Origin of the sequence: Pseudomonas sp. 32_A (assembly GCF_017490905.1) — a bacterium.
Classification (GTDB): domain Bacteria; phylum Pseudomonadota; class Gammaproteobacteria; order Pseudomonadales; family Pseudomonadaceae; genus Aquipseudomonas; species Aquipseudomonas inefficax.
In genome coordinates this window covers 174,024-196,981 of the sequence record NZ_JAFGYI010000002.1, presented here as the reverse complement: position 1 = coordinate 196,981, position 22,958 = coordinate 174,024, and the positions used below count along the sequence as shown (strand labels likewise).

General features: G+C 64.3%; 17 protein-coding genes. 9 read left to right on the top strand and 8 right to left on the bottom strand.

Annotated elements, in window-relative coordinates:
* Nucleotides 1-38: 38 nt before the first annotated feature.
* A complete protein-coding gene (gene glnK / locus J5M58_RS02200) occupies nucleotides 39-377 on the bottom strand; it encodes a P-II family nitrogen regulator (RefSeq protein ID WP_002555808.1) in 339 nt (112 codons plus the stop codon).
* A gap of 515 nt (nucleotides 378-892) precedes the next feature.
* Between glnK and J5M58_RS02195 the strand changes: the two genes are divergently transcribed.
* Entirely contained in the window at nucleotides 893-1,159 is a 267-nt protein-coding gene (locus tag J5M58_RS02195; RefSeq protein WP_207877043.1) for an accessory factor UbiK family protein, read from the top strand.
* Nucleotides 1,160-1,298: 139 nt separating this feature from the next.
* Nucleotides 1,299-2,789: a YifB family Mg chelatase-like AAA ATPase gene (locus J5M58_RS02190; RefSeq protein WP_207877041.1), complete on the top strand. Its 1,491-nt coding sequence runs from the start codon at nucleotides 1,299-1,301 to the stop codon at nucleotides 2,787-2,789.
* A 123-nt stretch (nucleotides 2,790-2,912) separates the two neighbouring features.
* On the opposite strand, the gene J5M58_RS02185 is transcribed toward J5M58_RS02190, so the two are convergent.
* The gene (locus J5M58_RS02185; protein ID WP_207877039.1) at nucleotides 2,913-3,281 is read right to left on the bottom strand and encodes a response regulator transcription factor; all 369 of its coding nucleotides are present in this window, start codon (nucleotides 3,279-3,281) and stop codon (nucleotides 2,913-2,915) included.
* A complete protein-coding gene (locus J5M58_RS02180; protein WP_112249883.1) occupies nucleotides 3,278-4,270 on the bottom strand; it encodes a response regulator in 993 nt (330 codons plus the stop codon). Before J5M58_RS02180 ends, J5M58_RS02185 begins: the two co-directional genes overlap by 4 nt.
* 238 nt (nucleotides 4,271-4,508) lie before the next feature.
* On the opposite strand from J5M58_RS02180, the gene J5M58_RS02175 reads away from it, so the two are divergent.
* Nucleotides 4,509-9,557 carry an ATP-binding sensor histidine kinase gene (locus J5M58_RS02175; protein ID WP_207877037.1) on the top strand — a complete coding sequence of 1,683 codons (5,049 nt, stop codon included), beginning with the start codon at nucleotides 4,509-4,511 and terminating at the stop codon, nucleotides 9,555-9,557.
* A gap of 117 nt (nucleotides 9,558-9,674) precedes the next feature.
* Here the strand turns inward: J5M58_RS02175 and ycaC (J5M58_RS02170) are convergent, their stop codons facing one another.
* Together ycaC (J5M58_RS02170) and J5M58_RS02165 are read right to left on the bottom strand one after the other, a co-directional pair.
* The gene (gene ycaC, locus J5M58_RS02170) at nucleotides 9,675-10,301 is read right to left on the bottom strand and encodes an isochorismate family cysteine hydrolase YcaC (RefSeq protein ID WP_112249887.1); all 627 of its coding nucleotides are present in this window, start codon (nucleotides 10,299-10,301) and stop codon (nucleotides 9,675-9,677) included.
* Nucleotides 10,302-10,373: 72 nt separating this feature from the next.
* The gene (locus J5M58_RS02165) at nucleotides 10,374-10,736 is read right to left on the bottom strand and encodes a helix-turn-helix domain-containing protein (protein ID WP_112249889.1); all 363 of its coding nucleotides are present in this window, start codon (nucleotides 10,734-10,736) and stop codon (nucleotides 10,374-10,376) included.
* 137 nt (nucleotides 10,737-10,873) lie between these two features.
* Between J5M58_RS02165 and J5M58_RS02160 the strand changes: the two genes are divergently transcribed.
* The 3 genes from J5M58_RS02160 (at nucleotide 10,874) to J5M58_RS02150 (ending at nucleotide 14,536) form a co-directional block, all read left to right on the top strand.
* Nucleotides 10,874-11,845 (top strand): GlxA family transcriptional regulator, encoded by a 972-nt coding sequence (locus J5M58_RS02160; protein WP_112249891.1) that lies wholly within the window; start codon nucleotides 10,874-10,876, stop codon nucleotides 11,843-11,845.
* Nucleotides 11,846-12,087: 242 nt separating this feature from the next.
* Nucleotides 12,088-13,875 (top strand): monovalent cation:proton antiporter-2 (CPA2) family protein, encoded by a 1,788-nt coding sequence (locus J5M58_RS02155; RefSeq protein ID WP_112249893.1) that lies wholly within the window; start codon nucleotides 12,088-12,090, stop codon nucleotides 13,873-13,875.
* Between the two features lie 409 nt (nucleotides 13,876-14,284).
* On the top strand, nucleotides 14,285-14,536 hold the full coding sequence (locus tag J5M58_RS02150; RefSeq protein ID WP_112249895.1) for a hypothetical protein: 252 nt from the start codon (nucleotides 14,285-14,287) through the stop codon (nucleotides 14,534-14,536).
* Nucleotides 14,537-14,856: 320 nt separating this feature from the next.
* Here J5M58_RS02150 and ycaC (J5M58_RS02145) read toward each other — a convergent pair whose 3' ends face one another.
* A complete protein-coding gene (gene ycaC / locus J5M58_RS02145) occupies nucleotides 14,857-15,486 on the bottom strand; it encodes an isochorismate family cysteine hydrolase YcaC (RefSeq protein ID WP_013974760.1) in 630 nt (209 codons plus the stop codon).
* A 262-nt stretch (nucleotides 15,487-15,748) separates the two neighbouring features.
* On the opposite strand from ycaC (J5M58_RS02145), the gene J5M58_RS02140 reads away from it, so the two are divergent.
* From J5M58_RS02140 to J5M58_RS02130, 3 genes are all read left to right on the top strand, one after another.
* The gene (locus J5M58_RS02140) at nucleotides 15,749-16,660 is read left to right on the top strand and encodes a LysR substrate-binding domain-containing protein (protein ID WP_085621549.1); all 912 of its coding nucleotides are present in this window, start codon (nucleotides 15,749-15,751) and stop codon (nucleotides 16,658-16,660) included.
* Nucleotides 16,661-16,863: 203 nt separating this feature from the next.
* Complete coding sequence (locus J5M58_RS02135) at nucleotides 16,864-18,126, top strand: OprD family porin (protein WP_207877035.1); 1,263 nt, start codon at nucleotides 16,864-16,866, stop codon at nucleotides 18,124-18,126.
* 1 nt (nucleotide 18,127) lies between these two features.
* On the top strand, nucleotides 18,128-19,726 hold the full coding sequence (locus J5M58_RS02130) for an MFS transporter (RefSeq protein WP_207877033.1): 1,599 nt from the start codon (nucleotides 18,128-18,130) through the stop codon (nucleotides 19,724-19,726).
* A 166-nt stretch (nucleotides 19,727-19,892) separates the two neighbouring features.
* Here J5M58_RS02130 and J5M58_RS02125 read toward each other — a convergent pair whose 3' ends face one another.
* Together J5M58_RS02125 and J5M58_RS02120 are read right to left on the bottom strand one after the other, a co-directional pair.
* Nucleotides 19,893-21,734: an amidohydrolase gene (locus J5M58_RS02125; protein ID WP_181457299.1), complete on the bottom strand. Its 1,842-nt coding sequence runs from the start codon at nucleotides 21,732-21,734 to the stop codon at nucleotides 19,893-19,895.
* A 377-nt stretch (nucleotides 21,735-22,111) separates the two neighbouring features.
* Nucleotides 22,112-22,930: an alpha/beta fold hydrolase gene (locus J5M58_RS02120; RefSeq protein ID WP_112249900.1), complete on the bottom strand. Its 819-nt coding sequence runs from the start codon at nucleotides 22,928-22,930 to the stop codon at nucleotides 22,112-22,114.
* Nucleotides 22,931-22,958: the final 28 nt, after the last annotated feature.

Genomic DNA, 22,958 nt, shown 5'->3' with positions numbered 1-22,958 from the left:
CTCCTGGGGCGTTGGGTTTGGTGAGGCTTTGTTGCTGCTTAGATCGCGTCGGTATCGGTTTCGCCGGTACGGATACGGATCGCCTGCTCCAGATTCACCACGAAAATCTTGCCGTCACCGATCTTGCCGGTGTTGGCTGCCTTGGTGATGGCTTCGATTACCCGATCAAGGTCCTTGTCATCGATGGCGACATCGATCTTCACCTTGGGCAGGAAATCGACCACATATTCAGCACCGCGATACAGCTCGGTGTGGCCCTTCTGCCGACCGAAGCCTTTGACTTCAGTGACGGTGATGCCCTGCACGCCGATTTCCGACAGCGACTCGCGCACGTCGTCCAGCTTGAACGGCTTGATGATGGCTGTGACTAGCTTCATGAAACTCTCTCCCGATTTGGTGGACTTGCCCCAGGAAAACAAACCCGTCTCAAGTCTAAGCGCAGCGGTTGGCTTTGTAACGCGTCGTCGGCATCCGGCTCCGCGTGCGCACTGCCTGGTCACAAGGAACTGCATCAGTGCATGGCTCGCAGTGGTCTTTGCAGAAACCTTGCCAGTTCCGTCAAAGCGCGGGAAAACAGTGAGTTATGTGAATCAGTCGGGATTGGCCAGTCGCCAGCATAGGAAAGATGCACAATTTCGGTGCGTTCCGACCTGGCGAATTGCTCGAAAAATGTGCAGTTTCAGAGGAGCGCTGCTTCCTGTAGGAGCGGCCTTGTGTCGCGATAGGGGTGCGAAGCGCCCCCACGATTTGTGCCTGGATACTGATATCGCTGGGGCCGCTGTGCGGCCCTTTCGCGACACAAGGCCGCTCCTACACCAGCCAGCGACGAGGCCGGATGCTCATGCATGCGTGCTACACTGCCGGCCATTTCCCAGTATCAATGGACAGCCCCATGCTCGCGCCCAAAGCCCTTCTCGACGCCCTGAGCGACCAGGCCTCGCGCCTGTTCAGCAACGATACCGCCCAGCCCCGCGCCGAACTGGAAAGCCAGTTCAAGGTGCTGATGCAAGGTGCCTTCAGCAAGCTCGACCTGGTCAGCCGCGAGGAATTCGACAGCCAGATGGTCGTGCTGGCGCGCACCCGAGCACGCCTCGAAGCCCTGGAAAAACAGCTAGCCGAGCTGGAAGCACGGCTGAACCCAGCCCCACAGGATGAATGAGCGCGCAAGGGCATGAAAATACAGGGTAACGCCCTAGCCTGAAAAACCACGACGCACACTTGTTGTTCCGGCCCGGGCTGCGCTCGCTATGCTTGCCAAGCCGCAGGAAGCGGCCCTTTTCAGCGACAACGGAGCGTCCATGTCCCTAGCCCTCGTCCACAGCCGCGCCCAGGTGGGCGTGCAGGCACCGGCGGTCAGCGTCGAAACTCACCTGGCCAATGGTTTGCCCCATCTCACTCTGGTCGGCCTGCCGGAAACCACGGTCAAAGAGAGCAAGGACCGGGTACGCAGCGCCATCGTCAACTCCGGTTTGAACTACCCGCAGCGGCGCATCACCCAGAACCTCGCCCCCGCCGACCTGCCCAAGGATGGCGGGCGCTATGACCTGGCCATTGCTCTGGGCATCCTCGCCGCCGATGGCCAGGTGCCCGCGGCCACCCTTGCCGAGGTCGAATGCCTGGGAGAACTGGCGCTGTCTGGCAAATTGCGCCCGGTGCAGGGCGTTTTGCCCGCAGCACTGGCGGCACGCGAAGCAGGCCGGGCGCTGGTGGTGCCACGGGAGAATGCCGAGGAGGCCAGCCTGGCAGGCGGGCTGGTGGTGTATGCGGTGGGGCACCTGCTGGAGCTGGTCGCCCACCTTAACGGCCAGGTGCCGTTGCCGCCGTATGCCGCCAACGGCCTGATCCTGCAGCAACGCCCGTACCCGGACCTGAGCGAGGTGCAGGGGCAACTGGCGGCCAAGCGTGCACTGCTGCTAGCGGCGGCCGGGGCGCACAACCTGTTGTTCACCGGGCCTCCCGGTACCGGCAAGACCTTGCTCGCCAGCCGCCTGCCGGGGCTGCTGCCACCGCTGGACGAGCACGAGGCGCTGGAAGTGGCAGCGATCCAGTCGGTCAGCGGCCATACGCCTCTGAACAGTTGGCCGCAGCGGCCTTTTCGCCATCCACACCACTCCGCCTCCGGCCCGGCGCTGGTCGGCGGCAGCAGCCGTCCACAACCGGGCGAAATCACCCTGGCCCACCATGGCGTGCTGTTTCTGGATGAATTGCCGGAATTCGAACGGCGTGTGCTTGAAGTGTTGCGCGAGCCGCTGGAATCGGGCGAGATCGTGATTGCCCGGGCCCGCGACAAGGTGCGTTTCCCCGCACGCTTCCAGCTGGTGGCGGCAATGAACCCCTGCCCTTGCGGCTACCTGGGCGACCCCACAGGCCGCTGCCGCTGCAGCACCGAGCAGATCGCGCGGTATCGCAACAAGCTGTCCGGGCCATTGCTGGACCGTATCGACCTGCACCTGACCGTGGCCCGGGAGAGCACCACGCTGAACAACCAGCCCTGCGGCGAGACCAGTGCAGATGTGGCGGCCAAGGTAGCCGAGGCACGTGAACTGCAACAACGGAGGCAAGGGTGTGCGAATGCGTTTCTCGACCTTCAGGGGTTGCGCCGCCATTGTGGGTTGGCGGTGGCGGACCAGGCTTGGCTGGAGGGGGCCTGTGAACGGCTGACCCTGTCGTTGCGCGCGGCACACCGGTTGCTGAAGGTGGCGCGAACGCTGGCAGATCTGGAAGGTAGCCAGGCAATTGGCCGGGCGCATCTGGCCGAGGCCCTGCAGTACCGGCCGGGGAGCAGTTAGATTGCCGGGGCTGCCTTGCAGCCCATCGCGACACAAGGCCGCTCCCACAAGAGACACCACAGTTTCCAGGGTTGTGGAGATCCCTGTGGGAGCGGGCAAGCCCGCGAAGGGCCGACACAGGCATCACTGGCTGCCCAGCAAAGCCTCTTCAACAACCTTCAGCAGCACCTCTTCGGAAAATGGCTTGCCCAGGCAGGCCAGCGCCCCAAGCGCCATCGCAGCCCGCACAGCCCCTTCATCCCAATGCGCCGACATGCAGATCACCGGCAAATGCCACTCCAGCCGGGCCAGTTCGCGCTGCACCACCAGCCCGCCCATCCCCGGCATCCTCAGGTCGAGCAGCACACACCCAGCCTGCCGCGCCAGTGCCGAGGCCAGGAACAGGTCCCCTGCAGCAAACGACAAGGTCTCGAAACCTGCCGAACGCAGCAGGTTTGCCAGGCTTTTGCGCACCGACGCATCGTCGTCGACGATGCACACCGCTCTGCTCATGCGCCGCCCAGGCCCTCAGGCTGCGCCCCGATGACGTTGTGCATGGCCACCAGTTCCAGCAGCGAGCGGGACTGCATCTTGTTCATGATGTTCTTCTTGTGCACCTTGGTCGTCACCTCGCTGGTGCCGATCTGCCTGGCGATCTGCTTGTGCGACAGGCCGCCGACCACCAGCGAGAACACCTGGCGCTCGCGCTGGGTCAGGCGCCGGTACTTTTCCTCGACCTGCCGCGCATGGTGCCACCTGCGCCCTTCGGCCACGGCACGCCTGCGCACCGCCTGCAGCAGTGTCAGCAGCTGGTCTTCGTCGAACGGTTTGGTCAGGAATTCCACGGCCCCGGCACGCATGGCCTGGACGGTCATCGGGATGGTGCCGAAGCCGGTCATGAACACGACCGGCCAGGGCAGCGCCAGCCGGCGCAGCGCGTCTTGCACCTCCAGGCCGCTGGTATCGGGCAGGTGCATGTCCAGCAACAGGCAGGCATAGGGTGTTTCCAGGCGGGCATCGAACAACGCCTCGGCACTGGCGAACAAATGATGCGGAATGTCATGCGAGCGCAGCAGGCGGCCCAACGCCGCACGCACCGACGGGTCGTCATCCACCACCAGCACCGGCACGTTCAAGCGTTCATCGAACAGCTCGACAGCGTCGGCCACGTCGCATAGCGGCGATTTGCCCAACGCCTCGCCAGGCACCTCGAGGCAGATCTCGGCGGCCAGGCGGTAGCCCCGGCGCGGCACGGTCTGGATCAGGCCACGGTCGCCAAAGGCCTTGCGCAGCAAGGACACCTGCACCTGCAGGTTGTTGTCCTCGACCACCGTGCCGGCCCACACCTGGCTGAACAGCTCGTCCTTGCCGACCACCCGACCCTTGGCCTTGATCAGCATCGCCAGCACCTCGAAGGCACGCCCGCCCAACAGGATCGGCTTGCCATCAACAAAGGCTTCGCGCCGCTCCAGCGACACATGGGCATTACCTATTCGGATCATGGCTTCCTCGCGCGGGCACGGGCGTTTCCCAGCCCCGGGCAGCCTAGGCCAGCGTACGCCGTCAGACAATTATCCCGAGGGATAGGTTGGCCTGAGGACTATACAAAAGCCCGTCAGCCCCCAGGGGACGATAACGGACAACAGCGTGCCCGTTCCTGCCAAGCAGGCTGCAGCCCGCATCCGTGCTGGGTCCGCTGCGTATACTCGCGCGTCAGGATGTCGCTAGCAGGGGTACCTTATGCTCGATGAACGCCTTGCCCACAGGCCCATCGATTACGACCAGTCCATCGACGAGGGCTGGCTGAACCGGTGCGACATCCGCGCGCTGGGCCAGGAAGGTGAGCTCAGCTACTTCCGCCTGCGCGACCCTGCCACCCATCAGGCCTGGATCGCCGTGCGCGCCCCGCGCGAGGCCCCCGCCGCCTGCCAGCGCCTGGAACGTGACTACCGCCTGCAACTCGACCCGCAGTGGGCGGTGATCCCCTCTGCGTTCGTGCGTTCGGCCGAAGGCCCGCTCCTGGTGTATCCGGCCGGCCGCTCCATCGCCGACCTTATCGCAGAAGGCCCTGCGGCCCTGGTGCCGTTTCTCGATATTGCGGTGAATGCGGCCACTGCCTTGGCCCAGGCCCACGAACGCAATGTGCTGCACGGCGCGCTGCGGCCCGAGCATGTGTGCCTGCACGCCAACCAGCGTGTGCGGCTGGGCTGCTTTCGCGCCGACCCGGCGCAGCTGATCAGCGAACAAGGCACCCCGCTCGGCAACTGGGCGTACCTGGCGCCGGAACAGGTCTGCCCGCACGGCAGCAGTAGCGACCGACGCACCGACATCTATGCCCTGGGCGCTATCCTCTACCAGCTACTGGTGGGCGAATTACCGCTTGCCGGGCGCGATACCCAGCACTGGCGCCAGCTGCATGCCGGCGTGCAGCCACGAGCGGCCTGCGAAGCGGACCGCAATGTGCCGCAACCTCTCAGCCGGATCCTGGCCAAGGCCTTGGCCAAAGAACCGGACGCCCGCTACCAGACTGCCCGCGCCCTGGCGGTGGACCTGGCCCATTGCCAGCGGCAGTGGGCCGCCAGCAAGTCCATCGAGGCCTTCGAACCCGGCTGTGCCGACCCGGTCACGCCCGACCGCGCACGCCTGTATGGCCGCAGCTCCGAGCAGAAGGCCATCGCCCTGCTGCTCAAGCCCCTGAGCCGTGACAGCAAACCACAAGCCCTGTTCATCAATGGGGCTACCGGCATGGGCAAATCGAGCCTGGTCGAGGCAGCACTCAAGGCCAACGCCCAGGGTTACTGGGCCACCGGCAAGTGCAATGGCGTTGCCCAGGCCACGCCCTACGCACCCTGGGTCGAAATTCTCGGCGCGCTGACCACCCAGTTGCTGGCCAAGAACAGCCAGGACCTCGACACCCTGCGCCGCGAGATCCTGCGCCGCATCAAAGGCCACGGCCGGCTGCTCGGCAAGCTGGCGCCAGACCTGCAGCTGGTCCTCGGCCCCTTGCCCGAATTGCCGGCCAAGCCCACGCGCCTGGCGCTGCAGAAGGAGCTGCGGGCGATCGTCGAATTCCTGCAGGTGTTCAGCCGCCCCGGCCAGCCGCTGGTGCTGTTCTTCGATGACCTGCAGTGGGTCGACGACGCCAGCCAGCAACTGCTGACGCAACTGCTGGCTCACGCGCCCGGCCACCTGTTGCTGATCTTCGCCCGGCGCAATGATGCGCCAGCCAGCAGTACTCCCCTTGCCCTGCCCACAGCGGTGCGCAGCACCACGCTGAACCTGCGGCCCCTGGCGGTGGGCGCGGTGGCTGAGCTGATCGGCGAGCGCTACCACGTCGGCCCCGAGGACGCATTGCAGGTGGCCGAGCTGGTGCACGAAAAGACGGCGGGCAACCCGTTCTTCATCAATCAGATTCTCCGGGCCCTGGTCGAGGACCAGCTGTTCACCTTCGACACCCAGGCCATGCGCTGGTCATGGTGCCTGAAGGCCGTGGCCCGCCACCGCTATTCCGACAATGTCGCCGACCTGATGATCCACCGCCTGGCGCGCCTGCCAGAGCCGCAGCGTGACCTGCTGCGGGTGGCCAGCGCGGCGGGCAGCCGCTGCGATGAACGCCTGCTTCAGCAGGTGCTCTTTCAAGTGCCCGGCGAACCGTTGAAAGCCTTGATTGGCGCGGGTTTCCTGCAATCGGGCCAGAACGGCCTGGGCTTCGCCCACGAGCGGGTAATGGAAGCCGCCTATGCCCTCACGCCCGCGCCCGAGCGCGCCCAGCTGCATGCACGAATTGCCCTGGCCATGCGCCAGGCCGGGCCGGGCCGCCTGCAAGAGGCGCTGTTCGAGCTCGCCAACCAGCTGCAACGCGCCAGCCCATGCGGCTTTTCAGCAGATGACTGCGAAGCGTTCCTGCAACTTTTACGCGAGGCAGCGGCACGTGCACGCGACGGTGGCGCTTTCGAACAGGCAGCTGGCTACCTGCACACGGCCGAGCAGTTGCTGCACCGCGGCACAACGCTGGAAAGCCGCGCCACGCATGGCTTTGCCATAGCCTGCATGGCCACCGAGTGCGACATGCAACTGTCGCGAATGACCGCGGCCGAGGCCCGCATCAGCGAGTGCCGCCAGCGCGCACGGTCGGCGTTGGACCAGGCGCGGGTATGCCGCCTGCAGGCACTGCTGAACACCTTGCGCGGCGACTATCAAGCGGCCATCGACAGCGCCATATCCGGCCTGGACTTGCTGGGTATAAGCCCGGTGCGGGGTATCGACTGGCAACAGGTCGAAGCCAGTCATGCCAATGTACAGGCCTTGGTGGAACAGAAAGGCCGGCACTGCCTGGAGTCGCTGCAGCGCACCGATTCGGAGGAAGTGACAGTTGCCATCAGCCTGCTGGCCACCCTGTCGTCATCGTTTTTCGTAAAGGACGACATCTGCTTCCTGCACCTGGCCAAGCTCATGGAGCTGTCGCTGTTGCACGGCGTCGCCCCGGGCAGCACCTACGGCATGGCCTGGTACGGGGTGATGATTGCCGAGCGCTTCGGCGCCTACCATGATGGCCATGCTTGCTGCCTGGCTGCGCTCAAGCTGATAGAGCGGCACGGTTTCGACGCTGACCTGACCAGCGCGTTGCTGGCCCTGGACCAGGTCAGCGCCTGGACTTCGCCCATGGAGTTCGCCCGCCGTACCGCAATGGATGCGGTCGACTCCGGGCGCCTGAGCGGCGACCTGGCGATGAGCTGCTATGCCTGCAACCACCTGGTTTCCGATTCGCTGTTCATGGGCCGCTACCTGCCGGACGTTATAGAGGAGCTGGCGCAAGGCCTGGCCACCGTGCGCCGCTACGGTTATGGCGACGTCGAGCAGATCCTGCAGGCCCAGCAAGCGTTCGTCGCCAAATTGAGCGGCACGCCCTGCCCGGCCGTGGCCGCAGCCTCAAAATCGCCTACCACACGGTTCTTTCAGTACCTGCTGGCCGGCATGTGCGACTTCTACCTGGGCAACATCCCGCAGGCCATGCGCAATCTGGCACTGGCCGGCGACAACGCCTGGGCGGCACCGGCGCACATCAACCTGGCCGACTATCACCTGTTCCGCGGCCTGGCCCTGGGCAGCCCCGAAGCCGTTGGCAACCTTGCCGACAAGCTGCGCGAGCTTCAAGCCCTGCGCGAACGCTTCGGCCGCTGGGCCGGCTTCAACCCGGCCACCTTCCGCAACAAGCTGTTGCTGATCGAAGGCGTGATCGCCAAGCTCGAAGGCGACGGCCTGGCCGCCATCCGCTGCTTCGACCAGGCACAGATCGCCGCCACCGCCGCCGGGTTCATCCATGAACAAGCGCTGGCCCACGAACAGCTGGCCGAGGTCTGTATCCCCAGCGGCCTGATATCCGGCGCCAACCTGCACCTGCGCATCGCCCGCGACTGTTTCCACATCTGGGGCGCGACCGGCAAGGTGCACCAGCTGGAGGCTTTGCACCCGTTCCTGCGCACCCAGCCGATCCAGGAAACCCACCGCGCCACTCACCAGGCCAAGCTCGACCTGGAAGCCGGCATCGAGGCAGCACGGGCGCTGTCCGAGGAAGTGCTGCTCGAGGGCCTGATCGAAACCCTGATGGGCCAGCTGACCCAGCATTCCGGCGCCGACCACGGTGCTCTGCTGATCGTCAGCGGTGCCGAATTCCAGATGGCAGCCCTCGCCTACATCGACGACGCCGGGTTGCACGTGAGCATGGACGACTGCCAGAAGTTCATGACCCAGGCGCCGCTGTCGATCATCAACGCCACCATGCGTACCAAGAAGCCGCTGGTGCTCAACGACGCCCTCAGCGATTGCCCGGAGGCTTTCCGCCAGGAGCTGCAAGCACGCAACGCCCGTTCGGTGCTTTGCCTGCCGCTGGTGATCCAGGGCGTGCTGATCGGCCTGGTGTACCTGGAAAACCGCCTGGTGCCGAACCTGTTCGGCAGCCAGCGCCTGGCCATGCTGGAAATCCTCGCCTCGCAGGCCGCGGTGTCGCTGCAGACCGCCAAGTTCTATACACGCCTGGCCGAAGACAACCAGACCCGTGCGCAGATGGAAGCCGAGTTGCGCCGCTCACGCGCGGAGCTGGCGCGCACGGCGCACCTGCAAGTGATGAACGAGCTGTCGGCGTCCATCGCCCACGAAATCAGCCAGCCGCTGCTGGGCATCGCTTCCAACGCCGCTGCCAGCCTGCGCTGGCTGAAACGCGCCAAACCCGATCTGGAAGAGGCGATTGCCGGGCTGGAAGACATCCGCAACGACAGCGAACGGGCCGCCAACATCGTGCGCGCGCTGCGCTCGCTGGCCAAACAATCGCCGATGCAACTCAAGGTGGTGAAGCTGGACGAGCTGATCCGCGAAGTGGTGCGCCTGACCTCGGCCGATGCCGCCAAGGGCAAGGTGGATGTGCAGATGCGCTTGCAGGCGCGGGTGGGCGTGATGGCCGACCCGGTGCAATTGCAGCAGTTGGTGTTCAACCTGATTACCAATGGCCTGGAGGCGCTGACGGGGTATCGCAGTGATGGGGTGCTGCGGATTGCGTCGGCGGTGGTCGGGGATGGGGTGGAAATCTGCGTTGACGACAACGGGCCGGGGATTGCAGCGGATGAAAGAGAGCGGGTGTTCGAGGCGTTTCATACCACCAAGGTCGGCGGCATGGGGATGGGCCTGGCGATCTGCAACTCGGTGGTGCAGACCCATGGCGGGCAGTTGCAGGCGCTGGTGTCGGAGCTGGGGGGGTGTCGGATTCGCTTCACTTTGCCTGTGAATCATTCTTGAGCCTGTACCGGCCCTTTCGCGGGTGAACCCGCTCCCACAGGGGAAGTGCATAGCCTGAGGACTGCACGGTTCCTGTGGGAGCGGGTTTACCCGCGAAGGGGCCGGTACAGGTTTACATCAACGGCCGCTCAAGGCCGCATAGCTGTTCATCAGGTTGCGGTAGTTGGGGATGCGCTGCGACAGCAGGTTGCCCAGCCCTTCGATGTCGTTGCGCCAGTCGCGGTGCAGCTCACAGGCCACCGAGAACCAGTTCATCATCTGCGCGCCCGCCTGGGTCATGCGCACCCAGGCCGCCTGCTGCACGGTTTCGTTGAAGGTGCCCGAAGCATCGGTCACCACGAACACTTCAAAACCTTCCGCCAGCGCCGACAAGGTCGGGAACGCCACGCACACATCGGTCACCACGCCAGCGATGATCAACTGCTTGCGGCCAGTAGCCTTGATCGCCTTGACGAAGTCTTCGTTGTCCCAGGCGTTGATCTGGCCTGGGCGGGCAATGTACGGCGCATCCGGGAACATCTCTTTCAGTTCGGGCACCAGCGGGCCGTTAGGGCCTTGCTCGAAGCTGGTGGTGAGGATGGTCGGCAGGCCGAAGAACCTGGCCAGGTCGCCCAGGGCCAGCACGTTGTTCTTGAACTCGTTGGGCGAGAAGTCCTGCACCAGCGAAATCAGGCCGGTCTGGTGATCCACCAGCAGCACCACGGCGTCGTCTTTGTTCAGGCGCTTGTAATCGGGTTGGCTCATCGGGGTGACTCCTTGGGTTGGGAAACGGGCCGGCACTGTCTACAAGGGGCTATACCGGCGGATAGGTTCGGCTTAAGGATGGGCCTGCGCCTGGCGCCAGGCATTGGGCGGCTGGCCGACCAGGCGGCTGAAGGCACGGGTGAAATGGGCCTGGTCGCAAAAGCCGCATTCCAGGCTCACGTGGGTAATCGGCGCCTCGGTGGCGAGCAGCCGCTTGGCCTTTTCCATGCGTGCGAGCAGGCGCCAGGCCTGAGGAGAGAGGCCGGTGTTGACCTTGAATGCGCGGGAGAAGTGGCTGCGTGTGAGGTTGCACACGCCGGCGATCTCGATGATCGACAACGGGCTGTGCAACATCAGTTCCTTGGCCCTGCGCAACCGCGCAGGTGTCAGCGCGCCGGGGGTTTGCAGCGGCGCTTGGGGCGTCCCGAGGTGCATGGCGACTCTCCTGTTCAATGCAGGAAGTCTCGCCCTCGGCACATGACAAAGTCCTGAGGCAAACCTGAATTGTTATTAATTGTGTGCGGCTGGATACCTTAAGATGCATGACGTATTCAGCTATAGAGCCAAGAGGTATGCAGCAAAACGCCCACCGCACCGTGGCCATGGTGCTGTTCAACGATGTGTTGTTGCTGGATGTCACGGGGCCCATGGATGCGTTCGCCATCGCCAACCGGTTCTTGCCTGCCGAGCGGCAGTACCGATTGCTGACGCTGGCCGAGGGGCAAACGGCGGTGCGCGGCTCATGCGGGCTGAAAGTGATAGCCGACCTGCGTCTGGAGGATTTGCCGGACGCCGTCGACCTATTGCTGGTACCAGGCGGCCCAGGGGCCTATGACATCGCCCTGCCAGGCATCGAACGCTGGCTGCCCCAAGCCGTGCGCCGGGCCAAACGCTTCGGCGCCATCTGCACCGGGGTATTCCTGCTGGGCCGTGCCGGGCTGCTGAATGGCTATCGCTGCACCACTCACTGGAACTACGTGGAGCGCCTGGCACAGGCGTTTCCCGAGGCCAAGGTCGAGACCGAGCAGATCTATGTGATCGACCGTTGCCTGATTACCTCGGGCGGCATCACCGCTGGCATCGACCTGGCACTGGCGGTAGTGGCCGAGGACCATGGCAAGGCACTGGCCCTGGAAGTGGCCAAGGTGCTGCTGGTCGCCCGCCATCGCCAGGGCGGGCAGACACCCTATGGGCCACTGCTGGCGGCTGTACCACGGGACGATTCGCCGATTGCCCGGGTGCAGGCGTACATCGTCGACCATATCGAGCAAGCCTTCACCGTGCAGAAAATGGCCGACCTGGTGGCCATGAGCGGGCGCAACTTTGCCCGGACGTTTCTGCGCGAGGTCGGGATCACGCCGCTGCAGTACCTGCAGAATGCGCGCATCGACCGGGCGCGCAAGCTGCTGGAAGGCACCGACCTGCCCTTGAAGGTAGTGGCTGCGCAGTGCGGGTTTGGCAGTGACCGGCATTTGCGCAAGGTGTTCTGCGAGCGGATTGGCATGACGCCGGCGCAGTATCGGGCGCAGTTTGGTGGCAGCTGAGTATGTAGATTTCCTGTGCCGGCCTCTTCGCGGGTGAACCCGCTCCCACAGGGGATGCGCAGGCTTGAAGGCACCGCTGTTCCTGTGGGAGCGGGTTCACCCGCGAAGAAGCCAGCACGACTGTCACCTTGTTCAGGACAATGTGTCTTCCCCACAGCAGATTGTCTGGCACCCCCCAATTCCCCAGAATTGTCCGTCAAACTGATCTAACGCTGCCCCGGCAGCTCATGGAGTACGAGCCAATGCCACACGAAGGCAGCCTTCTGCAAACTGCGGTGATCTTCCTGCTTGCCGCTGTCCTCGCCGTCCCGCTGGCCAAGCGCCTGCAACTGGGGGCCGTGCTCGGCTACCTGCTCGCCGGCGTGATCATCGGCCCGCAGGCGCTGGGCCTGATCCGCGACACCGAAAGCGTGGCGCACATTTCCGAGCTGGGCGTGGTCCTGCTGCTGTTCATCATTGGCCTGGAACTGTCGCCCAAGCGCCTGTGGCTGATGCGCAAGGCCGTGTTCGGCGTCGGCACCGCCCAGGTGCTGCTGACCGGTGCGCTGATCGGCGCCATCGCCCTGTTCGGCTTCAGCCAGACGCTACCGGCGGCCATCGTGCTCGGCCTGGGCCTGGCGCTGTCGTCCACCGCCCTTGGCCTGCAGAGCCTGGCCGAGAGCAAGCAGCTCAACGCCCCGCACGGCCGTTTGGCGTTCGCCATTCTGCTGTTCCAGGACATCGCCGCCATTCCGCTGATTGCCTTGGTGCCGCTGCTGGCCGCCAGCGGCCCGGACACCAGCCACGGCGACAGCCTGGAGCACGGCCTGAAGGTGTTCGCCAGCATCGCCGTGGTCATCGTCGGTGGCCGCTACCTGCTGCGCCCGGTGTTCCGCACCGTGGCCCGCACCGGCCTGCCGGAAGTGTCCACCGCCACCGCGCTGCTGGTGGTGATCGGCACTGCCTGGCTGATGGAAGAAGCCGGCATTTCCATGGCCCTGGGTGCCTTCCTCGCCGGCTTGCTGCTGGCCGATTCGGAATACCGCCACGAGCTGGAATCGCAGATCGAACCGTTCAAGGGCCTGCTGCTGGGGCTGTTCTTCATCAGTGTCGGCATGGGTGCCAACCTGCACCTGCTGCTGGAAATGCCGTTGGTGGTGCTGGGCCTGACCCTGCTGCTGGTGGCCGTGAAGCTGGTACTGCTGGTCGGCGTCGGGCGCCTGGCCGGTGGCCTGAACAGCGCCAGCGCCCTGCGCCTGGGCATGGTGCTGGCTGCCGGTGGCGAATTTGCCTTCGTGGTGTTCAAGCTGGGCAAGGACCAGGGCCTGTTCGATACCCAGACCTACGACCTGCTGCTGATGACCATCACCCTGTCGATGGCAATTACCCCGCTGCTGATGATTGGCTGTGCCCGCGCCCTCAAGCGCCCGCAACCGGCGCGTGAGGTGCCGGAGCATTACAAGCAGATCCAGACTGACACGCCACGGGTGGTGATTGTCGGCATGGGCCGCATGGGCCAAATCGTCGCGCGCATCCTGCGGGCACAGAAGATTCCGTTCATTGCCTTGGAAACCTCGGTGGACACCATCGAAATGACCCGCATGTTCGAACAGGTACCAGTGTTCTACGGCGACCCGCTGCGCCCCGAGGTGCTGCATGCTGCCAAGGTGGGCGAGGCGGAGTATTTCATCATCACTATCGATGACCCGGAAGCTGCCATTCACACGGCGGAACGGGTGAAACGCCTGTACCCGCACCTGAAGGTGCTGGCCCGCGCGCGTAACCGCCAGCATGTGCATAAGTTGGCGGATGTCGGCGCCGAGCCGATTCGCGAGACGTTCTACTCCAGCCTGGAGATGACCCGCCGGGCATTGGTGGGGTTGGGGTTGAGCGACGCGCAGGCGGCGGACCGGATTGCGCGGTTTACCCAGCATGACGAAGAGGTGCTGGTGGCCCAGGGGCAGGTGCGTGATGACCGGGCCAAGGTGATGCAGACGGCCAAGGAGGCCCGGGCTGAGTTGGAGCGGTTGTTTGATTCGGATGCGGATTGAGGATTTCGAGCGCATGACTGTAGAGATGCAGCGCCCTTGAGATCGAGCGCCGCCATTACGCGAACACAAAAAAACCATCACAAAATCGTCCGATTCTCAGCTAGGTCCTACTTCCCCGCGAACCATTTCCTACGGTCACACCAATCCCGAGGATTTATCCTACGCACCGTGTCGACGCCCGTCTGATTGTCCGGGGAAAGCCTGCTCTCTAGGCTTGCCGGGTCGCTGTCGGTTCAGCGATCGGGTGTGGAAACCCGTCTCGGTTTGAGGTTCTGTCGTCAATGGCAGTTGTGCGCGGGAGGCCGTATGGCCTACCGGGTTGCCTCTCACCGGTTTTCCACCCCGCGTACAACTGCCACCCTTCGCGTGGAAACGGATGGTTGCAGTACAACTTAGAGAGCTTACTGCAATGAAAAAGATTGTCCCCAATCCACCTCTCCCCGACACTAAAGAGCGCGCCTTCAGCCGCTGCGATGCCGGCCATCCACCTTTGTTCACAGTAAACCCAGGCGTCTCCGCCCACGACGCCCTGGTGCATGTCGCCCAGTACCTGCGCGGCGCCTACGACTGTGGCTACAAAGCTCTGGAACACCTGGATGAAACCGGCAAGAGCTCCCTAGGCTCACTTGGCCGCACTGATCGCAGCCAGGTATCGCATTGAGCCCCAACAACCCCACCGCGAAAGTCGAAAGCATCGCCACGGAAAACTGCTTTACAAGCGGTACGCTTATCTGCCGAGCAAAGAAAAGGGCCACTGTCACCAGTGGCCCTGTGCTCGTGCTTGATATTCATATACACACCCTCAAGCCGGGGTGTGGAGGTCTCACCCGACGCTGATGATTCAGCCATCGACGGGGTTCCTACGCCAGCTATTGCCGCTGAATGGCAGCTGGTTTCGCGCTCAGGTGAAACGCTAACAACACTCCTGGACCAAGTCAACGATGGCCCCCTTGCAGAAGCCATCCATCAGATTACTTGGTGTTACTTACCCGCAGTCAGCGCGTTGTAGCTGGTAATCAGGTTGCGATAATCCGGAATGTGGTTGGAGCAGAGCGCCGCCAGCCCTTCGATGTCGTTGCGCCAGTCGCGGTGCAGCTCACAGGCCACGCCGAACCAGGTCATCATTTGCGCGCCGGCGCGGCTCATGCGGTCATGGGCAGCATCGCGGGTCATTTCGTTGAAGGTGCCGGAAGCATCGGTCACCACGAACACTTCGAACTCTTCTTCCAGGGCCGACAGCGCCGGGAACGCTACACAGACCTCGGTCACCACGCCGGCAATGATCAGCTGCTTCTTGCCAGTCGCCTTCACTGCCTTGACGAAGTCTTCGTTGTCCCAAGCGTTGATCTGGCCAGGGCGGGCGATGTACGGGGCGTCCGGGAACAGGGCTTTCAGCTCTGGTACCAGCGGGCCGTTGGGGCCTTGTTCGAAGCTGGTGGTGAGGATGGTCGGCAGGTTGAAGAACTTGGCCAGGTCGGCCAGGGCCAGCACGTTGTTCTTGAACTTGTCCGGCTCGATGTCACGGACCAGGGACAGCAGGCCAGCCTGGTGGTCGACCAGCAGGACAGCGGCATCGTCTTTGTTCAGGCGGTTGTAGGTGAATTTGCTCATGGTCTGTGCTCCTGAGGGTTATGAATTTTTCAGCATTCGGGGGTGTTTCGCGTTGATGGGCACAGATTAAAATCATCACCTTTGTGGCGGTAGATAGCAGAATTTGGCTTTAGCGTTCTGTTTTATGAACGATAGATTTGCAGGGGCTGTGCCGGCCTCTTCGCGGGTAAACCCGCTCCCACAGTGATGGCGCAGTACCTGTGGGAGCGGGTTTACCCGCGAAAGGGCCGGCACAGGCAATCAAGTACCTGGAGACCGATCATTGGAAGACCTCAACTCCCTCTACTACTTCACCCAGGTAGTCGAGCACGGCGGCTTCGCCCCGGCTGGCCGGGCGCTGAACATGCCCAAGTCGAAGCTCAGCCGGCGCATTGCCGATCTCGAAGACCGACTGGGCGTGCGCCTGCTGCACCGCACAAGCCGCCACTGCTCGCTCACCGAGATCGGCCAGGCCTACTACAATCGCTGCCTGGCCATGCGCGTGGAGGCCGAGGGCGCGGCGGAGATCATCGAGCGCAACCGCAGCGAACCGCGCGGTCTGGTGCGTATCAGTTGCCCGACCACCCTGCTCAATTCCTGGGTCGGGCCGATGCTGACCCGCTACATGCTCAAGTACCCGCAAGTGGAACTGTTCATAGAGAGCACCAACCGCCGCGTCGACCTGCTGCACGAGGGCTTCGACGTCGCTCTGCGGGTGCGCTTTCCACCGCTGGAGAACACCGACATGGTGATGAAGGTACTGAGCAACAGTACCCAGTGCCTGGTCGGTCAGCCGCAGTACCTGGAGCAACTGCCCAAGGGGTTTGACCCACAGTTGCTGGGCACGCTGCCCAGTGTGCATTGGGGCAGCGCGCAGCGGGAGTATCAGTGGGAGCTGTTCCAGGGCGAGGACAGCAGCCGCAGCATCGTCATCCCGCACACGCCACGCATGGTGACTGACGACCTGTTCGCCTTGCGCCATTTCGTGGTGGCCGGAGTGGGCATTGCGCACCTGCCGCGGGTGGCGGTGCGCGAGGACCTGGCGGCGGGGCGGCTGGTGGAGTTGCTGCCGGACTGGCACCCGCGCTGCGGCATCGTGCATGCAATCTTCCCGTCGCGGCGGGGGTTGCTGCCATCGGTGCGGGCGCTGATCGATCATCTGGCCGAGGAGTTTGCGATCAGCGACATGGCTTGAGCCGGTTGCCGCCTGTGCCGGCCTCTTCGCGGGTAAACCCGCTCCCACAGGGTCATCACTAGCTCCAAGGTTTGTGCAGTACCTGTGGGAGCGGGTTTACCCGCGAAGAGGCCGGCACAGGCAAAACCAGCCAGAGCACACACATACAAGACCCCTGGCCTATCCTTCATCCACATTCCCGGATCATCCTTCCCGGAGCTCCCATGATCCGCGCCACTCACGGACCAGGCCGCGCCCTGCTCGCCACCCTCGCCCTGTGCCCGGCGCTCAGCCAGGCCGAAGAGCCCGGCTGGTCGCTGCTCAGCCGCAACTACTTCCTGCACAGCGACTTCCGCTCGCCCTCCGGCAGCGGCCAGAACTACCGCCAGGAATGGGCCCAGGGCTTCATTGGCGAAATCCGCTCCGGCTTCACCGAGGGCACGCTCGGCGTCGGCATCGATGCCCATGGTTTTCTCGGCCTCAAGCTCGACGGCGGCCGCGGCCATGCCGGCACCGGCCTGCTGCCGCGCGACAGCGATGGCCGTGCCGAGTCCGACTACTCCAGCGCCGGCGCCGCACTCAAGCTGCGCCTGGGCAACACCCAGCTGCGCTATGGCGAAATGACCGTGGAAACCCCGGTGTTCGACACCAGCGACAAACGCCTGCATCCGGAATACGCCACCGGCTGGTTCCTGGACAACACCGACCTGCCAGACTGGCGCCTGCAGGCCGGGCGCTTCACCGCCTTCAACAACCAGGACAACAGCTCCAGCCATGATGACTTCAGCGGCTACGGCGCTACCACCGACAACCGCGCCATCAGCCTGGCCGGTGCCACGTTTGCTCCCGACGGCCCATTCGGCGGCGCGCTGTACGCTGGCCAGTTGGAAGATACCTGGCGCCAGGCCTACCTCAACCTGAACCTGGCCGAAGGCAACTGGCGCCTGGACGGCAACCTGTACAAGACCCGCGACACCGGCAATGCCAGTGCCGGGGCAATCGACACCCTCGCCTACAGCCTGCTGGCCAGGTACAGCTTCGGCGCCCAGGCGCTGAGCCTGGCCTATCAAAAGGTCGAGGGCGACACCCCGTTCGACTTCGTCGGCGGCGACTCCATCTACCTGGCCAACTCAATCAAGTACGCCGACTTCAACGGCCCCGGCGAGCGCTCGTGGCAACTGCGCTACGACCTCGACTTCGCCACCCTCGGCGCACCCGGCCTGAGCCTGATGGGCCGCTACGTCAGCGGCCGTGGCATCGACGGCAGTCATGCCCCGGCAGGCGGCGCCTATGTGGACCAGTACGGCGACGGCGGCAAGCACTGGGAGCGCGACATCGACCTGAAATACGTGGTGCAGGCCGGCGCCGCCAAGGACCTGAGCCTGTCGTTTTCCCACGTCAGCCACCGCGCCAACCAGGCCCAGGCCGGCGATGACATCGACCGGATCTACCTGATCATCGAATACCCACTCAAAGGCAGCTTCTGACATGAGCACGTCCCCTTCAGGCGCCTGGAGCCCATTGCGCAACGCCACCTTCCGCATGCTGTGGATCGCCACCATCGCTTCCAACATCGGCACCTGGATGCACGAAGTGGGCGCCGGCTGGCTGATGACCACGCTGTCGGCCAGCCCGTTGCATGTGGCTCTGATCCAGGTAGCCGGCTCGCTACCGATGTTCTTCCTCGCCCTGCCGGCCGGCGCGGCGGCGGATATCGTCGACAAGCGCCGATATCTGTTGCTGGTGCAGTTGTGGATGTCGTCGGTGGCCGTGGTGCTGGCGGCCCTGACCCTGCTCGGGCTGATGAATGTCACCCTGCTGCTGGTGCTGACCCTGGCGCTGGGCATCGGCACGGCACTGATGATGCCGGCCTGGAGTGCGCTGACACCGGAGCTGGTGGGCAAGGACGACCTGGCCAACGCGGTGGCGCTATCCAGTGTTGGTATCAACGTGTCACGCGCCATCGGCCCGGCTTTGGCGGGCGTGGTGGTGAGCATGGTCGGCCCGTGGCTGACCTTCGCCCTGAATGCCATCTCGTTCGCCGGGGTGATCCTGGTGCTGTTCCTGTGGAAGCGCGAGGTGAAGGAGCCGCTGCTGCCGGCCGAGCGCTTCGTCGGCGCCATGCGCACCGGGCTGCGTTTCGCACGCAGCGCCAAGCCCTTGCAAGCCGTGATATTGCGCGCCTTGGCGTTCTTTTTCTGCGCCAGCGCCGGCACCTCGCTGCTGCCATTGATCGTGCGTGGCGAGATGCATGGCACCGCCGCCGATTTCGGCCTGCTGCTGGCGGCCATCGGCATCGGCGCGGTGGCCGGCGCCACCTTGTTGCCACGCCTGCGCGAACGCATCAGCCGCGACCGCCTGGTGCTGCTCGCCAGCCTGCTGTATGCCCTGTTCCTGCTGGCCCTGGCGCTGGTGCGCAACTTCTATGTGCTGCTGCCGGCGATGCTGCTCAGCGGCGCGGCGTGGATAGCTGTGTTGTCCAACCTGCAGGTGGCGGCGCAGACCTCGGTGCCGGCCTGGGTACGGGCGCGGGCGTTGTCGGTGTACATCCTGATCTTCTTTGGTGCCATGGCCAGTGGCGGGTTGCTGTGGGGCACGCTGGCCAGCCATGCGACGATCACCTTGAGCCTGCTGCTGGCCGCAGGTGGCCTGGCGCTGGGCACGCTGCTGACCTGCAAGGTGACGCTGCCGGAAACCGCAGCCGAGGAGCTGACGCCGTCACTGCATTGGCCAGTGCCGCTGCTGAGCGACGACATGGACAAGGAAAGCGGGCCGGTGATGGTCACCGTGGAATACCACATCGAGCCGGCCAAGGCGGAGGCGTTCCAGCAGGCCGCGCGGGAGCTGGAGGCAATGCGCAAGCGCAATGGCGCGTTGTCGTGGGGGTTGATGCGCGACAGTGCGGACCCGGCGTTGTGGCTGGAATTCTTCTTCGAGGAATCGTGGCTGGAGCATTTGAGGCATCACCACCGGGTAACCCGGGGTGAGCTGAAGATCGAGGCCCGGGTGCGCATGTTGCAGACCGAGGGGGTGGAAGTGAAGATTCGGCATCTGTTGGCGGGTGGGGAGCACAAGGCTCACCATTGATGCTGGCTTTCCCGGCCCTTTCGCGGGTGAACCCGCTCCCACAGGTACAACGACAACCTTGAGGTTTGTGTTATCTCTGTGGGAGCGGGTTTACCCGCGAAGGGGCCGGCACTGAAGGAACAAAAAAAGGGGCCAGATACTGACCCCTCCTTCACATCAGCTCAGCTTAGAAAGCAAAGCACGAACAACCCAACGCCCCCCAGAAGCCCTGGAAGTCATTCACCGGCACATTCGAATGCCGTGCCTTCTCATGGCTGTGCGCATGCACCCCGCAAGGCCCCACACACTGGTGCGCCACCGCTGCCAGCGACGGCGTGCCCACGCGCCAGTGGCCCGGCACCTTGGTCACCGGCGACCATTCCGGCAGCACTGGCACCTGGGGCGGGCCGAGCTTGTCGAATTCCGCCGCACCATACACCACCTTGCCATCGACCACGGTCAGCACCGACTCGATGCCCTTGATCGCCTCTTCATCGACACTGAAGAAGTCCAGCGACAGTGCCGCCAGGTCGGCCAGTTGGCCCACCTTGATCTGGCCTTTCTTGCCCTGTTCGCTGGAGAACCAGGCGCTGCCCTGAGTGAACAGCTGCAGCGCAGTGTCTCGACTGAGGCCTTCCGGATACAGCTCCATGCCACCGACGGTCTTGCCGCTGACCAGCCAGTACAGCGAGGTCCACGGGTTGTAGCTGGACACGCGGGTAGCGTCGGTACCGGCGCCCACCGGCACGCCCATGTCGAGCATGCGCTTGATCGGCGGGGTCTGCTCGGCGGCCTTGGCACCATAGCGGTCGACAAAATACTCACCCTGGAAGGCCATGCGGTCCTGGATGGCGATACCGCCGCCCAGCGCACGCACTCGCTCGATGTTCTGCGGGGTGATGGTTTCGGCGTGGTCGAAGAACCACGGCAGGCCATTGAACGGGATGTCCCGGTTGACCTTCTCGAACACGTCGAGCATGCGCGTGATCGATTCGTTGTAGGTGGCATGCAGGCGGAACGGCCAGCGCTGCTCGACCAGGTGGCGCACCACCGGTTCCAGCTCTTGTTCCATGGTTTGCGGCAGGTCCGGGCGCGGCTCGAGGAAGTCCTCGAAGTCGGCGGCGGAGAACACCAGCATTTCGCCGGCGCCATTGTGGCGCAGGAAGTCGGTGCCACTGTGCAGCTTCACGCTGGAGGTCCACTTGCGGAAGTCGTCCAGCTCTTCCTTGGGTTTCTGGGTGAACAGGTTGTAGGCAATGCGCACGGTCAGCTGGTTGTTGTCGGCCAGCTCCTGGATCACCTGATAGTCGTCCGGGAAGTTCTGGTAGCCGCCGCCGGCATCGATCGCGCTGGTCAGGCCCAGGCGGTTGAGCTCGCGCATGAACTGGCGGGTGGAGTTGACCTGGTATTCCAGCGGCAGCTTCGGCCCCTTGGCCAAGGTGGCGTAGAGGATCATCGCGTTGGGGCGGGCGATGAGCATGCCGGTCGGGTTGCCGAACTTGTCGCGCTGGATCTCGCCACCCGGCGGGTTGGGGGTGTCCTTGGTGTAACCGACGGCCTTGAGCGCGGCGCGGTTGAGCAGCGCCCGGTCATACAGGTGCAGCAGAAATACCGGGGTGTCCGGTGCGGCCTGGTTGATTTCTTCCAGGGTGGGCATGCGTTTTTCGGCGAACTGGAATTCGTTCCAGCCGCCGACCACGCGCACCCACTGCGGGGTGGGCGTACGCGCAGCCTGGTCCTTGAGCATACGCAGGGCATCGGCCACCGACGGCACGCCTTCCCAGCGCAATTCCAGGTTGTAGTTCAGGCCACCACGGATCAGGTGCAGGTGCGAGTCGTTCAGGCCGGGGATTACCGTGCGCTGCTTGAGGTCGATGATCTGCGTGGTGGCGCCCTTGTGGGCCATGGCTTCGGCGTCATTGCCTACCGCGATGAAACGGCCGTCCTTGATGGCGACGGCGGTCGCGGTGGGCTTTTCACGATCAACGGTGTGCAATTTGCCGTTGAACAGAATGAGATCGGCGGTCATGGAACCTCCTTGGGTGGATGCGTGAGCGGAACCGGCGGAACCGGTAAAGGGCAATGCGGACCAGAGCGCGCCGGCGGCACCGAGCACGGTACTGGTGGCGAGGAACTGGCGACGGGTCTTGTCGTTGCGGTCCTGGGACATGGTCTTCTCCGTCTGGGTGCGGTAGCGGCAGGCGCAACTGCGGAGCATGCCGTTTGCTGTAGGGGCAAGGCTTGGATGGATGTGCGGTGGGTTGTTGAAGGTTAGCCCGGTTCAGTATTTGTGCTGCCTGGGCTGGCCTCTTCGCGGGCACGCCCGCTCCCACAGGGACACCACCGGCCTTGAAAACTGTGGTATCCCCTGTGGGAGCGGGTTTACCCGCGAATGCCCCAGCACAGTTACTTCTGAAGGAACGCCAGCAAGTCTTCGTTCAGCTGCTGTGCATGAGTCACCGCAAACCCGTGCGGCGCCCCTGCATACACCTTCAGCTCAGCCCCGCGAATCAGTTCCGCCGCCTGCTTGCCGGTGGTCTCGAACGGCACGATCTGGTCATCGTCGCCGTGGATCACCAGGGTCGGCACATCGACCTTGGCCATATCCGGACGGAAGTCGGTTTCGGAGAATGCGGTCACGCAATCCAGGGTGCCCTTGATCGATGCCATCAGCGCAATGTTCAAGGTCTGGGTCTGCACGCCCTGGGACACCTGCTGCCCATGGTTGATGCCATAGAACGGCGTGGCGAAATCGGCGATGAATTGCGCCCGGTCGGCACGCAAGCCAGCGCGGATACCCTCGAATACCGACAGGTCGACCCCTTCAGGGTTGTCGTCACGCTTGCCGAACACTGGCGTCACCGCGCCCAGCAGCACCAGCCCGGCCACCCGCTCGCTGCCATGGCGGGCGATGTAGCGGCTGACGTCACCGCCACCCATCGAGAAGCCCACCAAGGTCACATCGCGCAGGTCGAGGTGCTCGATCAGCTGGGCGATGTCATCGGCGAAGGTATCGTAGTCGTAACCGCTCCACGGCTGGCTCGAACGGCCGAAACCACGGCGGTCGAAGGCGATGGCGCGGTAGCCGCGGCTGGCCAGGAATTCCATCTGCGAATCCCACATGTCGGCATCCAGTGGCCAGCCGTGGCTGAACAGCACCGGCTTGCCGCTGCCCCAGTCCTTGAAGTAGATCGAAGTGCCATCGCGGGTAACGAAGGTGCTCATGTCGGTATCTCCTTGAAAATGTCGAGGT

Excerpts from the sequence above, each read along its gene's own strand:
- glnK (WP_002555808.1), bottom strand. The coding sequence starts at position 377 with ATGAAGCTAGTCACAGCCATCATCAAGCCGTTCAAGCTGGACGACGTG.
- J5M58_RS02195 (WP_207877043.1), top strand. The coding sequence starts at position 893 with ATGCTCGCGCCCAAAGCCCTTCTCGACGCCCTGAGCGACCAGGCCTCG.
- J5M58_RS02190 (WP_207877041.1), top strand. The coding sequence starts at position 1,299 with ATGTCCCTAGCCCTCGTCCACAGCCGCGCCCAGGTGGGCGTGCAGGCA.
- J5M58_RS02185 (WP_207877039.1), bottom strand. The coding sequence starts at position 3,281 with ATGAGCAGAGCGGTGTGCATCGTCGACGACGATGCGTCGGTGCGCAAA.
- J5M58_RS02180 (WP_112249883.1), bottom strand. The coding sequence starts at position 4,270 with ATGATCCGAATAGGTAATGCCCATGTGTCGCTGGAGCGGCGCGAAGCC.
- J5M58_RS02175 (WP_207877037.1), top strand. The coding sequence starts at position 4,509 with ATGCTCGATGAACGCCTTGCCCACAGGCCCATCGATTACGACCAGTCC.
- ycaC (WP_112249887.1), bottom strand. The coding sequence starts at position 10,301 with ATGAGCCAACCCGATTACAAGCGCCTGAACAAAGACGACGCCGTGGTG.
- J5M58_RS02165 (WP_112249889.1), bottom strand. The coding sequence starts at position 10,736 with ATGCACCTCGGGACGCCCCAAGCGCCGCTGCAAACCCCCGGCGCGCTG.
- J5M58_RS02160 (WP_112249891.1), top strand. The coding sequence starts at position 10,874 with ATGCAGCAAAACGCCCACCGCACCGTGGCCATGGTGCTGTTCAACGAT.
- J5M58_RS02155 (WP_112249893.1), top strand. The coding sequence starts at position 12,088 with ATGCCACACGAAGGCAGCCTTCTGCAAACTGCGGTGATCTTCCTGCTT.
- J5M58_RS02150 (WP_112249895.1), top strand. The coding sequence starts at position 14,285 with ATGAAAAAGATTGTCCCCAATCCACCTCTCCCCGACACTAAAGAGCGC.
- ycaC (WP_013974760.1), bottom strand. The coding sequence starts at position 15,486 with ATGAGCAAATTCACCTACAACCGCCTGAACAAAGACGATGCCGCTGTC.
- J5M58_RS02135 (WP_207877035.1), top strand. The coding sequence starts at position 16,864 with ATGATCCGCGCCACTCACGGACCAGGCCGCGCCCTGCTCGCCACCCTC.
- J5M58_RS02130 (WP_207877033.1), top strand. The coding sequence starts at position 18,128 with ATGAGCACGTCCCCTTCAGGCGCCTGGAGCCCATTGCGCAACGCCACC.
- J5M58_RS02125 (WP_181457299.1), bottom strand. The coding sequence starts at position 21,734 with ATGACCGCCGATCTCATTCTGTTCAACGGCAAATTGCACACCGTTGAT.
- J5M58_RS02120 (WP_112249900.1), bottom strand. The coding sequence starts at position 22,930 with ATGAGCACCTTCGTTACCCGCGATGGCACTTCGATCTACTTCAAGGAC.